A 15,513-nucleotide genomic window follows, 5' to 3' on the forward strand; every position below is an offset into this window, starting at 1 on the left:
TCCTCGGGCTCGAGTGACGACAGGGGTGGGATCAGACGGTGGGGGCGGGGCGTCGGTCGGCAGAAAATCCGGCGACGGCGTCGGTGTGGTCGACCGTGTTGAGGCCGATGACCTGCGAGCGCAACTCGAGTTCCAGGTGTTCGCGGAAACCGCTGGATGAGTTGCTCGCGTCGAGCAGTTCCTTGGTCAGTTGCACCCCCATCGGCGGCATCGACGCGATGGTCGCCGCGAGGGTGAGTGCCTCTGTGAGGGGGTCGGGCACGACGGCCTGAACGAGGCCGAGGTGTTCGGCGCGCGGTGCGGTCAGGGCGCCGCCGGTGTAGAAGAGTGCGGCGGCGTGGCCGGGGCCGATGAGCCGCGGCAGCAGCCACGACAGCCCGAGGTCGCCGGCGCTCATCCCGAGTTTGACGAACACGGCGTCGAAGCGGGCGTCGGCGGCGGCGAGCCGGATGTCGGCCGCGGCAGCGAGCGCGAACCCGGCCCCGACTGCGTGTCCCTGGACCGCGGCGATGACGGGTTGAGGTATCTCCCGTATCGCGGTCACCGCGGACACTGCTCGGCGCATGGCCGCGTAGGTCGCCGCCATCGGGTCTCCGGTGTCCTGGACCAGGCCGACGCGCAGGTCCATCCCCGCGCAGAAGGCCCGGCCTGCCCCGCACAGCACCACCACCCGGCATCCCGGGGTGTTGCCGAGTTCGCGTAGTGCCCGTTCCAGATCGGCGAACATCGTCCCGGTGAGCGCATTGAGCTTGTCCGGCCGGTCGAGGGTGAGAATTCCGACGCCGTCGGTGCGCACCTGTGTGCGCACGTGCCCGGCCGCTGTGGGCTCAGGCATCGATCCGCACCTGCCAGTAGGGCTAATTGAGCTTGCGTTTGAACAACTTTCCGGTGTCTTCGCGGGGCAGGGTGTCGTCGAAGGCGACGACCTCGGGGACCTTGTACTTCGCGAGGTGGCCGGTGACGTGGGTGCGGATGTCCTCGGCGCCGACCCTCGCGTCGGGTTCGAGTTCGATGTGCGCGGCCAGGGCCTCCCCGAAGTCGGGATCGGGGATGCCGAACACCGCGACATCGCGCACCCCGGGCACGGTGATGATGCAGGCCTCGATTTCGGCGGGGTAGATGTTGACTCCGCCGGAGATCACCATGTCGTTGCGGCGATCGCTGAGATACAGGTATCCGTCGGTATCGAGGTAGCCGATGTCGCCGACCGACAGGAATCCGTCGCGTTCGATCTCTCGCCGCTTGGCGTCGTTGCCGAGGTAGGTGAAGTCCGGCCAGACGGAGAACGGTTTGATGTAGATCTCCCCCGCCTGGCCCGGTGGCAGTTCGGTTCCGTCGTCGTCGAGGATTTTCACTTCGACGTCGGCGAAGGGGCGGCCGACGGTGCCGGGGTGTTCGAGCCATTGCTCGCTGGTGCAGTTGACCGCGGCACCGGTCTCCGAGCCGCCGTAGTACTCGTGCACGATCGGGCCCAGCCAGTCGATGATCGCGCGTTTGACCTCCTGCGGGCACGGAGCCGCCGCATGGACGATCGACTTCAGCGACGACAGGTCGTATCGGGCGCGAACGTCCTCGGGCAGTTTCAGCCATCGCACGAACATCGTCGGCACCATCTGAAGGTGTTCGATCCGCCGCTCCTGTATCAGAGCGAGCAGGCCCTCGGCGTCGAAGCGGGGTGGGATGTCGAGGTCGAGTCCGAGAGCGAGGGCGAACACCGCGTGCGTGTTAGGGGCGGTGTGATAGAGCGGGGCCGGGATCAGCGTCGAGGTCGCCGACCCGAAGGCGAATCCCTCGACGACCAGCTCCGCGAGCCGGCGGGCATGCTCGGCCGGAACGGGCTGCCGCAGGATGCCTTTGGGTCTTCCGGTGGTGCCCGAGGTGTAGATGACCCCGAGTGGCGGATCGGTGACCGGGGCGGTGACCGGGGCGTGGGCGCCGATCAGGGTGTCCATGTCGGGATGCCGGCCGGTCAACTCCGGGCGGGTGAAGCCGTGCGCGGCGGCGACGTCGTCGGGGACGGCCACCTCGATCACCGCGGCCCCGGCCGGGAGTACCGCTTCGACGGCGGGTAGGAGATCGGTGTGGACCAGGACCACCTTGCTGCCGCTGTCGGCGAGCAGGTATTCGAGGTCGTCCCCGGTCCAGTGCCAGTTGACCGGGACCGGGACGGCCCCGATCGCCGCGCCAGCGAGGGTGGCCTCGACGAACGCGATGTCGTTGCGCAGAACGATCGCGTAGCGGTCGCCGTGCTCGACGCCCATCGTGGCGAGCACGGTCGCGAGCCGCGCGGCCCGGGTTCTCACGTCGGCGTGTGTGCGGACCGCCGTCCCGCACCTGATGACCGGGGACGAACTCATTCTTGCCTCCGTTGGGGGTGTTTCGGCTCAGAGTGAGCGCGCGATGAGGTCTTTCATGATTTCGTTGGATCCGCCGTAGATCTTCTGGACCCGGGCGTCGGCGTACATGCGGGCGATCGGGTATTCGCGCATGTAGCCGTAACCGCCGAAGAGTTGCACGCACCGGTCGATGACCTGGCACTGCTGTTCGGTGAGCCACCACTTGGCCATCGCGGCCGTGGTCGTGTCGAGGTTTCCGCGCAGGTGTCGTTCGATGCAGGAATCGATGAACACCCGGGCGGCATGGGCCACGGTCTGGCATTCGGCGAGCACGAATTTGGTGTTCTGGAAATCGAAGATGCTCTGCCCGAACGCACTCCGTGATTTGGTGTATTCCACGGTTTCGGTCACCGCGGCCTCCATGGTGGCCACCGCGGTGACCCCGATGAGCAGGCGCTCCTGCGCCAGCTGGGTCATCAACTGGCCGAACCCGCGCCCCTCCTCGCCACCGAGCAGATTCGCCACGGGCACCCGGACGTCCTCGAACGACAGCTCCGATGTGTCCGCGCCGTGCTGACCGACCTTGTCGAGGATGCGTCCGCGGGTGAAACCGGGGGCCTCAGCGGTCTCGACGACGATCAGCGACACCCCCTTCGCGCCTGCCGCGGGATCGGTCTTGGCGACCACCACGATCAGATCCGCCTGTGATCCGTTGGAGATGAACGTCTTCGCGCCGTTGATCACGTAGTGATCCCCGTCGCGGAGGGCCGTCGTCTTGATGTTCTTCAGGTCCGAACCGGCACCCGGCTCGGTCATGGCGACCGCGGTGATGGTCTGCCCGGTTGCCATGCCGGGAAGCCAGCGGCGACGCTGTTCCTCGGTGCCGTACGCGAGGATGTAATGCGCGACGATACCGCTGTGGACGGTGTTGCCGAAGCCGGTGTCCAGGGCGCGGGCCTGAGCCTCTACGACGGCGAGGTCGTGGGCGAACGTCCCTCCACCACCCCCGTATTCCTCGGGGATGGAGCAGCACAGCAGCCCGAGTTCGCCGGCCTTGGTCCAGACGTCACGGTCGACGTAGTGCTGCTGCTCGAACTTGTCGCGGTGGGGTGTGAGCTCTCTCGCGAAGAACTTGTCGGCAAGCTCGCCGAGCGCGGTGGTGTCGGAGTCGCGCCAGGACGAGGTGTAGGTGGTGGAGGGCATCCGCGTCGTCCTATCCTTCGTATCCGCCGCCGGTGACCATGATCTGGCCGCTGACGTAGTCGGACTCGGGGTAGGTCAGCATCACGACGGAGCCCGCGGCCTCGTCGGGGGTGCCGGGGCGGCCGAGCGGAATCATCGCCTTCATCGCCGTGAGCAGATGCGGGTTGACCCCGACCTTGATCTCACGGCCCTCGATGTCGATGGTCGCGTCGCCGTCGGCGGCGACCTCGGTGAGCCTGGTCTCGATGAAACCGAACGCGACCGCGTTGACGTTCACGTTGTAGCGGCCCCACTCCTTGGCCAGGGTGCGGGTCATGCCGATGATCCCGGACTTCGCCGACGAGTAGTTGACCTGGCCGGCGTTGCCGTAGAGGCCGGCGATGGAGGAGATGTTGACGACCTTGCGGTGCACCGGGGTCCCGGCTTCCTTCTCCGCCTTGGCTGCCTTGCTGATCACCGGCTGCGCGGCCCGCAGGATCCGGAACGGCGCCTTGAGGTGCACGTCGAGGATGGCGTCCCATTGGTCGTCGCCCATCTTCTGGATGACCGTGTCCCAGGTGTAGCCGGCGTTGTTGATGATGATGTCGAGTCCGCCGAACTCGCCGGTGGCGGTGCCGACGAAGCGCTCGCCGAAGTCGGGGGCGGTGACGTTGCCCGCGCAGATGACGGCGTTGCCACCGGCGGCGGTGATCTCGTCGACGACCGCCTGTGCGGGCGCGGTGTCGAGGTCGTTGACGACGACGTTGGCGCCTTCACGCGCGAGGGTGAGAGCGATGGAGCGTCCGATGCCGCGTCCGGATCCGCTGACGATGGCGGTCTTTCCTTCGAGCTTTCCCATGATGATTCGGTGTTCCTTTTCGAGAGTGGTGTGTTCGTGTGGTCAGTCGAGTGCGATGACGGCGTCGCCGAGGAGGGTGACGGTGCCGTCGGCGAGCGCGACCTTCAGTTCGACGGTGGCGAGGCGTTCGCCGCCGACCTCGTCGATCGAGGTGACGGTGCCGGCGCAGGTGGGCTGACCGTGCACCGGGGTGATGGACGCGAAGCGCACCTTGTAGGAGCGAAGCTGCTGCTGCGGAACGAGATCGGTGAGCAGGCGGCCGAGATACGCCATCGACAGCATGCCGTGCGCGAAGACGTCGTCGAGCCCGGCGCTCTTCGCCACGTCGAGGTCGATGTGAATCGGGTTGTGGTCACCCGACGCACCGGCGAACAGGGCGAGCGTCGTGCGGGAGATCGGGTCGATGCGCAGAGGCTGCACGCCGGCGCCGACCTCGGGTGTGAAGACGGTCATGACGCGTCCTTTCCGGGCCGGTTCTGCACGACGGTGACGCCGCGCATCACCGCGACGCGGGCACCGTCCTGGTTGGTCACGGTGGTCTCGCGGACGATGAATTCCAGCAGGCCACCTTTCTTCTCGTAGATGTCGGTGATCCGGCTCGCGGCGGTCAATTCGTCGCCGGCGTAGGCCATCCGGTGGTAGTCGAACTGCTGCTCGCCGTGGAGGACGGTGCGCAGATCGACGTCCAGGTCCTCGAGGAACGCGAAGGGGTTCGGGGCCTCGAGTTCGATGCCGAACACGAACGTTGGCGGCACCGGCAGGTCGCGGTGACCGGCCTGCTTGGCGGCGTCGGGGTCGAGGTAGACGGGGTCGTGCTGCCCGGTGGCCTTCGCGAAGTTCTGCAGCCGGCTGCGCGTGATCAGCAGGTACACCGCGGGGAATTCGCGGCCGATGACGGAGCGGTCGAGGCTCATCGTTCGTCCACCTTCTGGTAGAGCGTGACGACGCAGGCGCCGCCGAGACCGAGGTTGTGCTGCAGCGCGAGATTCACGCCCTCGACCTGCCGGGCTCCGGCCTGGCCACGCAGCTGCCAGACCAGTTCCGCGCACTGGGCCAGGCCCGTCGCGCCGAGGGGGTGCCCCTTGGACAGCAGCCCACCCGACGGGTTGGTGACGACTCGTCCGCCGTAGGTGTTGTCGCCGTCGCGGATGAACTTCTCCGCCGTCCCGGCCGGGGTGAGGCCGAGAGACTCGTAGGTGAGGAACTCGTTGGTGGTGAAGCAGTCGTGGAGCTCGACGACGCGGATGTCCTCCGGGCCGATACCGGCCGCCTCGTAGACGTTGCGGGCGGCCGCGGCCGCCATGTCGTAGCCGATGACCTGCCGCATGTCCTTGGACTCGAACGTGCTCGGGGTGTCGGTGGTCAGGGACTGCGCCCGGATCACCACGTCAGCCGCCAATCCGTGCTTGCGGGCAAACTCGGGGCTGCACACCACCGCCGCGGCCGCACCACAGGTCGGCGGGCAGCACTGCAACCGGGTCAGCGGCCCGTAGATCTTCGGCGACGCGAGCACCTCCTCGGCCGTGACCAGGGCACGGAACACCGCATTCGGGTTGTTCGCGGCGTGCTTGCGCGCCTTCACCGAGATCTCCGCGAAAATGGCCGGGTCGATGCCGAACTCGTCGACATAGGCCTGGCCGGCGCCGCCGAAGAACTGCGCCGCCATCGGGGCCTGCGGATCGACACCCTGCAGTTCGTCGCGGGCCGCCTCCTGCCGCGCCATCGGTCCGGGCCGATCGGAGAAAACCGAGCCCAGAGCCCCGGGCACCATCTGCTCGAACCCGAGCGCCAGCGCGCAGTCGACGGTCCCGCTCGCCACCGCCTGGCGTGCCAGCCACAGCGCCGTCGACCCCGTGGAGCAGTTGTTGTTGACGTTGACGATCGGGATCCCGGTCTGGCCCAACCCGTACAGGGCCGCCTGACCCGATGTTGAATCTCCATATACATAGCCGACGAACGCCTGTTGCACCGCCGCGTAATCGAGTCCCGCATCAGCGAGGGCGGCACGTGCCGCCGCCTCGCCCATATCCGAATAACTAGCACTTCTTCCCGGCTTCGTGAAGGGAATCATCCCCACACCTGCTACGTGAACATCGGTGGTCATTGCCATCCTCTCAACTCTCGAGTGATGACAGTCACCTTAACGGCAATTTACTTCCTTGGGAAGGGGTATCTGCCGCGGATGTGAATTTCAGTTCAGCGAGAGGGCGTCCGGCTCACGGCGCGGCGGCCGCTTGGGTTCCGGTGTTCACCCGGAGAAGAGCACCGCCAGCGTCATCGCCGCGAGATCGGCGCGCAGGGTGGCGTTCGCCCGCAGGTGCTCGATCCGGGCAAGGGTGTGGACCACGCCGAGGCCGGTGTGCACCAACACCCGCGCCGTCGCCTGGTCCAGCTGCGGTCGGCACGCACGCAACAACGCCGTCCACTCGGCGACGTACTCGCGTTGCCGGACCCGCGCCTCATCGGACAGCGTCGACTGCTCTGCCTGCAGCAACGATGTCAAAATCGTTTTGTTCGAGGCCAGTTCGACGTAACCGGACACCAGGGCTCCCAGCGCGTCCTTCGGGGCGGAGTTCTCCCGCAGGACCGTGTGCAGCAGCAACCACAGCGCGCTCGTACCGCGCTCGACGGCCGCCTGCAACAGATCGGCCTTGCTGTCGAAATAGCTGTACAGATTCGGGCCGGACACCCCGGCAGCCGCGCCGATCTCGTCGAGCCCGGTGGCCTCGTAACCCTTCTCGCCGAACAACACGATGGCGTGCCCGAGCAGTGCCTCCCTCTTCGACACCGGCTCCAACCGCGACACCGTCTGTTCCACCGCAGGCGACGGGGCGGGCAGTCGCGTCTCACACAACCCCGCGCAGACCGCGGTGAGCAGTGCCGCGAATTCCGGTTCGGGAATCCGCGACGTGTGCGAGCTGGGGCTGGCCAGAATCGATTGGACACCCCACGCCAATTCCTCCGCCTGCTCCTCCGGAAGTGTCGGGCGCTCGGCGGCGACCAGATCGGCGTACTGCTTGTTGATCACGCGAAGCCGTTCCCGCAGCTCCTCCAGCTTCTCGTCCGGGAGATTGCGCGCCTCCCGCCACCACAACGCACCCACATCCTGGTGGGAAACCGCACGCTCACAACTCTCAGCCAGCGCATCGGCCAACCTCGCCCGCGACCCGAACGTCGGTGTCACCTCGTCGAAACTCTGCTCGATCACCGCACCGAGCAATACCGACTTGTTGGCAAAATGCCGGTACAGCGCACCGGCAGTGATCCCGACACGGTCCGCGATCATCGCCATCGACACGTTTCGGTACCCGACCTCGACGATCAGCGCACGCGCCGCCTCGAGGATCTGCTCCTTGCGGTCCTTCGGACGTCGCCGGACCGTTGACAGGTCAGTGGGCATGAGCACCTCTTCACGCATCGATGTGAACGTCGGTTAAGCGTAGACGGTGGTATACCGCGGGCGGGCAGAGAAAGAAGCCAACAAAACGCAACGAACTCAACCCGAGCGCTGGGGACATGGACGATGTGACCGAGGCGGAAGCTGGTTCTCAACGCGTTTGCAATCACGTTCGACGGCCGAATTGTCCGAATAAGGCCTAAACCGATGTGCCAGAGCTAGAGCCACCGAAAACCTGACACTCCCACCCTGGGGGAACCTGAACCCGCCGAACCATGATGGCACGCGCCCGAAACAGTCGACGAGTGCGCCGGTGATTACCAGAGGGTAAGAGGAAGCCCGGTGATTTGGCCGGGGCGTGGTGTTCGTCCGGCGCACAGACCCGCCCAGCGACTGGGCCCGGCGGCCGTCGGACCGTGGGCGGTTGTTGGCGCCGGCATCGTGCAGCAGGGCATCGGCCGCCGGGCCGGCGATCCGGTGCCCGTCGGCAGCGCGTGGATTCGGACCTGTTGTGCCCCATCTGCCGCGTCCGCTGAGCGAGTCCGAGGTGACCGCGTCGCGGACGGTGCGGCCGAGCCGGTCGAGGGTGTGCACCACGATGACATCGCCGCCGCGGGAAGGCGGGGATCGACTCGGCGAACATCTACGTGGACAAGAAAGCCGGGACCACCACCGAGCGCCCGGGGTTGCAGGCGCTGCTCGGCTACGAGCCGGACCTCCAGCGCCGCTGACGAGCTCACGCGGGCTCAGAGGTGCCGGCTACTTCTTCGGATCGACTCCGGCAAGAGCGCCGCGGATCCGGTCGCGGCTTGACGTACAGCGGTTGTCCACATAATCACCCGACGGCACACTGGCGAGACCCCCATCATTGTTGTGTCAGTGTGCCGATTCGGTACCGTTCGGTGTCGACCCGCGCCCGCGTGTCGCTCGATCGGCACTGCACATCCGAAATGTGGGAGGTTCCCGTGGCTGGTGGTCTCGTCGCCCTGTTGGACGACGTCGCGGCGATCGCGAAGGTGGCCGCGGCGTCTGTCGACGACATCGGAGCTGCGGCAGGTAAGGCCAGCGTCAAGGCAGCGGGTGTGGTCGTCGACGACGCCGCCGTCACCCCCCGTTACGTGCACGGGTTCACCCCTGATCGCGAATTGCCCATCATCCGCAAGATCGCGATCGGGTCGATCCGCAACAAACTGCTGATCATCCTGCCGGTGGCGATGATCCTGAGCGAGTTCCTGCCCCAGGCACTGCCGTACCTGCTGATCGCCGGTGGTCTGTTCCTGTGCTTCGAGGGAGCCGAGAAGGTCTACGAAGCACTCACCGGCGGTCACCACGAGGACGAGGGCGCGGCCGAGGGGCAGAGCCGAGCCGAGCTCGAGAAGACGATGGTCAGCGGCGCGATCCGCACCGACCTGATCCTGTCCGCCGAGATCATGGTGATCTCCCTGTCGGCGGTCGAGAGCGAACCCTTCGTCACACGACTGTTGGTGCTCATCGTCGTCGCGATACTGATCACCGTCCTGGTGTACGGCGTGGTCGCGCTGATCGTGAAGATGGACGACGTGGGACTGTCGCTCGCCGGGCGCGAGTCCTCGTTCAGTCAGCGAATCGGCCGGGGGCTCGTTGCCGCGATGCCGAAGGTGATGGCGGTGCTCACCGTGGTCGGGATCGCCGCGATGCTGTGGGTCGGTGGCCACATTCTGATCGTCAACGTCGGCGAGGCAGGATTCCACTGGCCGGCCGATCGCCTCCACGACCTCGAACACTGGTTCGGCGATCTCGTGCACGGCGGCTTCGGCGGCACTCTGTCCTGGACGGCAGGGACCGTGGTGTCCGCTCTCGTCGGTCTCGTCGTCGGCGCGATCGTCGTCCTGATCATGCACCTGATCCCGAAGCGGGCCCACGCGCCTCGGCGCACTGGCACGTCGCAGTGATTTCGTAGTCAGGTGGTGCAGCGGTTCCGCAGGGTCGGCACGCCCGGTCCGGTGAGGTCGTCGCAGTAGGCACTTCGACCGGCCATGGCCATCGTGAGCGCGAGGGTCGTGCCGCTGACCATCGGGCCGGTTCCCGTCGTGAAGGGCCCGTCGGTCGCCTCGAGGCGAAGGCCTTCGATGGCGCTGCGGCCGGCGACGGTGAAGTCCCGCCGGGCGTAGAAGCCGGCAACCTCGGTGACCGTCTCGACGGCGGGCGTACGCGCGAGCCCGAGCGGCCGCCGAATGTCCTGGGCATGCACCACGACCTCACCGAGCCACGCCGCGGTGGGTCCCGGGGCCGAGGTCGTACTGGTGACAATCCGCCGGAACCACTCGAGTGTCTCGGTGGGGGTCGCGCCTCGGTACTCGGCCAGGCGCCGGTCGTTGTGCAGGTCGAAGTCGAACCGTGCGCCCAGGACACTGCCGAACCAGCGAACCGCGCCAATGCTCGCCGCCGCCGTGAGGTGCGCAACGACCTCCTCGACCACCCAGCGCCCGCACAGCGACTGCTGCGCCCACTGCGCTTCGTGAAGACCAGCGAGGTCATCGGCCAAAGCGGCGCGTTCGGTTGCGGCGGCAGACCACAGGGTGGCGCGGGTGAGGGCATTACGCACTGCGACCTCCAGGTTGGGGCGGCTGACAAGAATGAAGACTGCCCGCGAACGCCGGAATCATCGGTCAATCGGTTCCACGGTAGCGAGTGCATCGCCGTTTCCCGGAACGACCGGTGTCCCGGGGAACGACCCGCGAGCTAGAAGAAGCCGTGACCACCGAAGTGGCCGAAACCGCCGAAACCACCGAGGAACGGGCCTGCCTCCGGTCGCTGGGGCCCGTACGTCCCCGGCCAGCCCCACGGGAAGCCCGACTGCGGCACGTCGGTCACCGGCCCCGCATCCGGCACGACCCGGGCGACGGGCGTCGCAACGCTGTCGGATACTGTTGCCGCGGTGGCAGTTCCGGCTCCTAGAACGACCAGAGGTGCCATTGCGGCTGCGGCGACCGCCGCGCGGATTGCGAACTTGTACATTGTTCTCGCCTTTCGTTTTCTGGGGCTGTGATCGGGTAGATGATCGAACGATCATTGATGTAAATTCTGGTTCGAACACGGTCCGGAGTCGCCACTGCCAGCAGGTGGTTACGGGTGCTACCAGCCGCAATTCCGGTCTTCCAGGTAGCTGCAATTCCATCGTTGGCCTGCTTGTGTATGACGGCGTTGTAGCGTGTCGGCGGGTGCCGATGACGTACTCTCGAAATCGATCACTTCGACGGTGATCGGGCGCTTTCTCACGGACGACGGAGCAACCCGGTGACGACACGAGTGCGGGTGATTCTGGCCGAAGACGACGTCCTGCTCCGCGAAGGCGTGGCGAGCCTGCTCACCCGCTCCGGCTTCGATGTCCGGGAACAGGTCGGCGACGCAACCACCCTCCTCGAACTGGTTCGCACGCAAACGCCCGACCTGGTGGTGGTCGATATCCGGATGCCACCGACCCACACCACCGAAGGCCTCGACGCGGCCCGGGTGATCCGCGACGAGTTCCCGGAAGTCGGCATCCTGGTGCTGTCGGCGCACGCCGATGTCGAGCACGCGATGGAACTTCTGGCCAGCGGCCGGGGAATCGGCTACCTGCTCAAGAGCCGCATCACCGATGTGGACGATTTCATCGACACCCTGCAGCGCATCGCCGCGGGCGCGTCCGTCGTCGACCCCGCGCTGGTGCAGGAATTGGTCTCCGCCCGCCGGCGCAACGACCCGCTCGCGGTGCTCAGTGCGCGGGAGCGGGAGGTTCTGGCCCTCATGGCGGAAGGACGTTCCAACGCCGGCATCGCCCGCCGACTGTGGGTCACCGAGGGAACCGTCGAGAAGCATGTGCGCAGCATCCTGACCAAGCTGAACCTCCCGGAAACCGGCGACGATCACCGACGGGTTCTCGCGGTCGTCACCTTTCTCGAGGCTCGCTGACCGGGGCCGCGCGATCTCGTTCGGCGCGGAGCAGATCCCGGATCGCATCGGACGACAGCTCCGGCTTCGACACGAATCCCACCGCGGGGCTCGCGGAGACCAGGTCGGCCAGGTCTTGCTCGGCGTGCGTGGAAATCAGGATCACCGCCGCGGCGAACGACTCGTCGAGTCGCTGCGCGAGATCGAATCCGCTCTCCGTGCCGAGTTCGACGTCGACCAGGATGACGTCGGGGTGCAGTTCCGCGGCCGTCCGCACCGCGTCGACAGTGTTCGACACCGTGCCGACCACCGGGATGCCCTGCTGCTCGAGCAGTCGCCGAGCGGCGTCCAGGAAACAAGGGCTGTCATCGACGATCAGGCATCGTGGATGACCGAGCTGAAACACCATGCCTTCATGGTCGACCCGATCCTCCCGGTACGCATTCCCGCTAGCGGGTAAACACCGCGGGTGCCCGTCGTTCACTCGCCGGCGACCGGGATGGTGATGTCGAGCGTGGTCCCGTGGCCCGGCGGACTCGTGATCTGCAGGTGGCCGCCGAGAGCCTCGACGCGGTCCTGCAATCCGAGGAGCCCGGAGCCCGCGGCGGACGAGGCGCCGCCGACGCCGTCGTCCCGGACCACGAGGCGAAGGGCGCCGTCCTCCGTTCCCAGCGACACGGACACCTCGGAGGCTCGCGCGTGCTTGGCGGCGTTGGTGAGAGCCTCGGCGACCACGTAGTAGGCGGCTACCTCCACCGATTCCGCGAAACGGCCTTCGACGGCGACGTCGAGGGAAACGGGAACCGCCGAGCGACGTGCCAGCGTCCGCACCGCCGATCCCAGCCCGCCCTTCGACAGGATCGCCGGGTGGATGCCGTGGGAGAGTTCGCGCAGATCCTCCGACACCCCCTTCAGCCCCGAGGCGACCGCCGACAACTGCTCCCTCACATCCACCCACTCGGCAGGCACCGATGCCTCCGTCATCCGCACCTCGAGCCCCAGCGACACCAGTCGCTGCTGAGCCCCGTCGTGCAGATCGCGTTCCAGGCGACGCCGGGCCTCGTCCGAGGCCGCGACGATCCTCGCGCGGGAGGCGAGCAGTTCGGCGCGGGTCACAGCATTCGCGATCGCGGTCGCGACGAGGTCGGCGAAATCGCCGAGTCGCGCCTCGGTGTCCGGTGGCAGCGGTTCGGCGCGCCGCGATCCGACGATCGCCGCACCCCACACCCGGGAGTCCACGAAGATCGGCACTCCCACGATCGATCCGAAGCCCCCCTCGCGAATGCGGGTCGCGACTTCCCCGCCGACGTGTTCGTGGTTGTCGATCCTGGCGGCGCGGCCGGTGCGGAGAACGATCGCCCCGACGTCGTCGCCCTCCATCGGGATTCTGTCTCCGGTGACGGACATCCCGGTGATCCCCGGCTCGTATCGAACGGCGACCAACGTCCCCGTACCGTCCCCGTCGTCGCGAAGGAGCACGGCGTTGACCACGTGCAGCCAGAGCGCGAGTTCCTCGGCCACCGCTGTGAACACTTCCGGTGGGCTCACCCCACGCGCCGCCAGTGTTGCCACTCGGCGCAGTGCGGCCTGGTGCGAGGCGAGGATTCCGAGTTCGTCGCGGCTGGCCTCGGCCTCGCGCCGGCGCTGGACCGCCTCGGCGGTCCGCAATCGGGCCTGACCGGCCATCAGGTTGGCCACCAGCGCGACGGGTAGGAAGACCAGGATGGCCACCCAGTCGCCGGGTTTCGTCGGAAGCAGGGTTCCCGACACCTGGAGGTGGAAGTAGCCGTAGACGACTGCGCTGACCAACGTCGTCAGCACCGACAGCACGAATCCCCAGCGCGCCGAGACCACCAGAACTCCGAGCAGGAACACCGCACCGAAGGCGTTCTGCGGCGCGACCTTGTCGAGCTGGCGCACCACTACGGTTTCCACGGTGATCACGGAAGCGGCGACGACGATGCCCAGCCACAGCGGAGGGGTGGTCGGGCGCACCAGGAGCGCTATCACACGCGCAGGCATCTCTCGCGCGTCCGCATCGAAAGCCCCGAACGGGGACGCCGCGTCGCGCCGCGACAGCGCTCCGATTGACCGCCGTGACCACTGTCGCGTCATCGTGCTTGCTCGGATCAGTCGTGGAGTTCTCGGACAGACCTCGATGTGCATCATATCGAGGCGACCCGCCCCGTCTCGACGCCTTGCTCCCGTCAGTCGGCTGACACCGGCCGATGTCGCTACGCTGGGCACAGGCCGATGCAGTAGACCTTGGGAGGACGCGGTGGTAGCCGTACAGATACAGGTGGGTGATCTGGTGCAGGCGTCCGGTCACGCCGGCCCCTGGCTGGTCGTCGAGGTCAGCAAGGGCATGGCGTCGCTGCAGCATCCCGACGGACATCGGCTGTCGGTCCGGACGACGACGCTGTCCGTGGTGCACAAGGCGACGAGCCCGGCGGGCGAGGTCGAGCCGCCCGCGCGCGATCAGCCCGGAGAGGCACCCACCCTGTTCGACTAGTCGACGATCGTCGTGACGATCGACGTGACCGCCGGGGTCCGCGGGGTCGAACCGAATCCGAACCGCACCGGCGGATCGACCGGCGTCAGCGCGCCGAGGTTCTCGCCGCACCACGTGGCGGACATTCCGGCCAGCCGCCGCTGGTCGACGGCGCCGTAGAACTCGCGACGCCCGTTGCCCGCGGTGCCCCGGGTGCGAACACCGCGGAGAGCGACGCGGGCGATCGGGTCGCTGACCGCACAGAACCACGGAGCCCCCGCGACGGTCCGCGGCACCAGGTTCAGCAGCCGTCCGAGTGCGGTGCGGGCCCCGACCTCGAACCGCACGTGCAGGTCGCCGGCCCGGACGGTCCGACTGTCGCCGGACCGCGTGTAGTCGACGGGTGTGATCACCGTCCGGTCGAAGGTGTATGTCGCGGTGACGAAATCGCGGACGGCGTCCGACGGCGCGAGGAGCACGCGGAGACCGTCGGCGCATTCGATCATCACGTCGGTGAACTCCCCGAGCGGCGACCGTGACCAGTGGCCGACGACGATGCGGACGCCCGACCCGGTGCCCAGGCCGGTGATCTCCCCGTCGAAACGCCAACGGGTCATCCGGTCAGGTGCCGGTACTCGGCGGCGCTCCGATCCGACAGGACGGTGCGGAGAATGAATCGTGTTTGCGCCGTGATGTATTGATCGACGGTGTAGCGGGACGCGAAATGCCAGTGCTTGAGCGCCCACCCGTGCGCGAGCATCATCATGTCGAACGTCGTCAGGTCGACGTCGAGGTCGCCGGCGAGACCGGAGGCGATCGCCGCCTCGAGGGCGTCGTGCAGCGGCTTGGACGTCGCCACCTCGAGTTCCTTGATCCGCTCACGCCCCTCCTGGTCGAGGGTCCGGCTCTCCCGGTACGTCAGCACGACGGCGTCCAGATTCTCGTCGACGATCTCGACGAACCGACGGAAGCCGGCGGCCAGCCGCTCGACGGGGTCGGCTCCCGCGGCGTCCATCGCGGGCTCGAGCTGATCGCGGAAGGCGTCGAGGATGTCGACGATCGTGGCGAGGAGAATCTCCTCCTTGCCGCCGAAGTACTTGTAGATCAGCCCCACGCTCACCTGCGCCTCGTCGGCGAGCGCCTGCATGGACATCTGGTGGAACCCGGTCCGCTGCATCACCGTGACGGCGGCGTCGAGTACCTGACGTCGACGCGAGCTGACGCGGACGGCACGGACCGCCTCGTCGAGTGGAAGGGCGGAAGTGTCCTTCGCCATGACAGCTGACCTCTCCTTGCCGGCAAATCTGCGGTGAATGGGTATTCACAGTATCTCGCC

17 protein-coding genes are annotated in these 15,513 nt (G+C 67.4%); 3 read left to right on the forward strand and 14 right to left on the reverse strand.

From position 1 onward, the window contains the following. Positions 1–31 precede the first annotated feature (31 nt). From ROP_RS11750 to ROP_RS11785, 8 genes are all read right to left on the reverse strand, one after another. Positions 32–835: an enoyl-CoA hydratase/isomerase family protein gene (locus tag ROP_RS11750; protein ID WP_012689566.1), complete on the reverse strand. Its 804-nt coding sequence runs from the start codon at positions 833–835 to the stop codon at positions 32–34. Positions 836–857: 22 nt separating this feature from the next. Then, entirely contained in the window at positions 858–2,357 is a 1,500-nt protein-coding gene (locus tag ROP_RS11755; RefSeq protein WP_012689567.1) for an AMP-binding protein, read from the reverse strand. A 27-nt stretch (positions 2,358–2,384) separates the two neighbouring features. After that, positions 2,385–3,539, reverse strand: coding sequence for an acyl-CoA dehydrogenase family protein (locus ROP_RS11760; RefSeq protein ID WP_012689568.1), 1,155 nt, complete (start codon positions 3,537–3,539; stop codon positions 2,385–2,387). A 10-nt stretch (positions 3,540–3,549) separates the two neighbouring features. After that, the gene (locus tag ROP_RS11765; protein ID WP_012689569.1) at positions 3,550–4,377 is read right to left on the reverse strand and encodes an SDR family NAD(P)-dependent oxidoreductase; all 828 of its coding nucleotides are present in this window, start codon (positions 4,375–4,377) and stop codon (positions 3,550–3,552) included. Between the two features lie 42 nt (positions 4,378–4,419). Next, complete coding sequence (locus tag ROP_RS11770; RefSeq protein WP_012689570.1) at positions 4,420–4,830, reverse strand: MaoC/PaaZ C-terminal domain-containing protein; 411 nt, start codon at positions 4,828–4,830, stop codon at positions 4,420–4,422. Beyond that, positions 4,827–5,291 carry a MaoC family dehydratase N-terminal domain-containing protein gene (locus ROP_RS11775; protein ID WP_012689571.1) on the reverse strand — a complete coding sequence of 155 codons (465 nt, stop codon included), beginning with the start codon at positions 5,289–5,291 and terminating at the stop codon, positions 4,827–4,829. Before ROP_RS11775 ends, ROP_RS11770 begins: the two co-directional genes overlap by 4 nt. After that, positions 5,288–6,481, reverse strand: coding sequence for a lipid-transfer protein (locus tag ROP_RS11780; protein ID WP_043824619.1), 1,194 nt, complete (start codon positions 6,479–6,481; stop codon positions 5,288–5,290). Before ROP_RS11780 ends, ROP_RS11775 begins: the two co-directional genes overlap by 4 nt. Before the next feature lie 144 nt (positions 6,482–6,625). Further along, a complete protein-coding gene (locus tag ROP_RS11785; RefSeq protein WP_043826460.1) occupies positions 6,626–7,777 on the reverse strand; it encodes a TetR/AcrR family transcriptional regulator in 1,152 nt (383 codons plus the stop codon). Positions 7,778–8,739: 962 nt separating this feature from the next. On the opposite strand from ROP_RS11785, the gene ROP_RS11790 reads away from it, so the two are divergent. Beyond that, positions 8,740–9,705 (forward strand): DUF808 domain-containing protein, encoded by a 966-nt coding sequence (locus ROP_RS11790; RefSeq protein ID WP_012689574.1) that lies wholly within the window; start codon positions 8,740–8,742, stop codon positions 9,703–9,705. Between the two features lie 8 nt (positions 9,706–9,713). Here ROP_RS11790 and ROP_RS11795 read toward each other — a convergent pair whose 3' ends face one another. Both ROP_RS11795 and ROP_RS11800 read right to left on the reverse strand, forming a co-directional pair. Then, positions 9,714–10,358 carry a maleylpyruvate isomerase family mycothiol-dependent enzyme gene (locus tag ROP_RS11795; protein WP_012689575.1) on the reverse strand — a complete coding sequence of 215 codons (645 nt, stop codon included), beginning with the start codon at positions 10,356–10,358 and terminating at the stop codon, positions 9,714–9,716. A 137-nt stretch (positions 10,359–10,495) separates the two neighbouring features. Then, positions 10,496–10,771, reverse strand: a complete 276-nt coding sequence (locus tag ROP_RS11800) for a hypothetical protein (protein ID WP_043824621.1) — start codon at positions 10,769–10,771, stop codon at positions 10,496–10,498. A gap of 279 nt (positions 10,772–11,050) precedes the next feature. On the opposite strand from ROP_RS11800, the gene ROP_RS11805 reads away from it, so the two are divergent. Next, complete coding sequence (locus ROP_RS11805) at positions 11,051–11,707, forward strand: response regulator (RefSeq protein WP_012689576.1); 657 nt, start codon at positions 11,051–11,053, stop codon at positions 11,705–11,707. Here ROP_RS11805 and ROP_RS11810 read toward each other — a convergent pair. Together ROP_RS11810 and ROP_RS11815 are read right to left on the reverse strand one after the other, a co-directional pair. Beyond that, positions 11,685–12,095 (reverse strand): response regulator transcription factor, encoded by a 411-nt coding sequence (locus tag ROP_RS11810; RefSeq protein ID WP_012689577.1) that lies wholly within the window; start codon positions 12,093–12,095, stop codon positions 11,685–11,687. The two genes, ROP_RS11805 and ROP_RS11810, sit on opposite strands and share 23 nt — an antisense overlap. Before the next feature lie 71 nt (positions 12,096–12,166). Beyond that, a complete protein-coding gene (locus tag ROP_RS11815; RefSeq protein ID WP_012689578.1) occupies positions 12,167–13,708 on the reverse strand; it encodes a GAF domain-containing sensor histidine kinase in 1,542 nt (513 codons plus the stop codon). A gap of 256 nt (positions 13,709–13,964) precedes the next feature. Here ROP_RS11815 and ROP_RS11820 point away from each other — a divergent pair, with 256 nt between their 5' ends. Beyond that, positions 13,965–14,198: a hypothetical protein gene (locus ROP_RS11820; RefSeq protein WP_043824622.1), complete on the forward strand. Its 234-nt coding sequence runs from the start codon at positions 13,965–13,967 to the stop codon at positions 14,196–14,198. On the opposite strand, the gene ROP_RS11825 is transcribed toward ROP_RS11820, so the two are convergent. Both ROP_RS11825 and ROP_RS11830 read right to left on the reverse strand, forming a co-directional pair. Continuing rightward, entirely contained in the window at positions 14,195–14,794 is a 600-nt protein-coding gene (locus ROP_RS11825) for a hypothetical protein (protein WP_012689580.1), read from the reverse strand. The genes ROP_RS11820 and ROP_RS11825 overlap by 4 nt on opposite strands. Beyond that, positions 14,791–15,453 (reverse strand): TetR/AcrR family transcriptional regulator, encoded by a 663-nt coding sequence (locus ROP_RS11830; RefSeq protein WP_012689581.1) that lies wholly within the window; start codon positions 15,451–15,453, stop codon positions 14,791–14,793. The genes ROP_RS11825 and ROP_RS11830 overlap by 4 nt, the downstream gene beginning before the upstream one ends. Positions 15,454–15,513 lie beyond the last annotated feature (60 nt).

Origin of the sequence: Rhodococcus opacus B4, from assembly GCF_000010805.1 — a bacterium.
Classification (GTDB): domain Bacteria; phylum Actinomycetota; class Actinomycetes; order Mycobacteriales; family Mycobacteriaceae; genus Rhodococcus_F; species Rhodococcus_F opacus_C.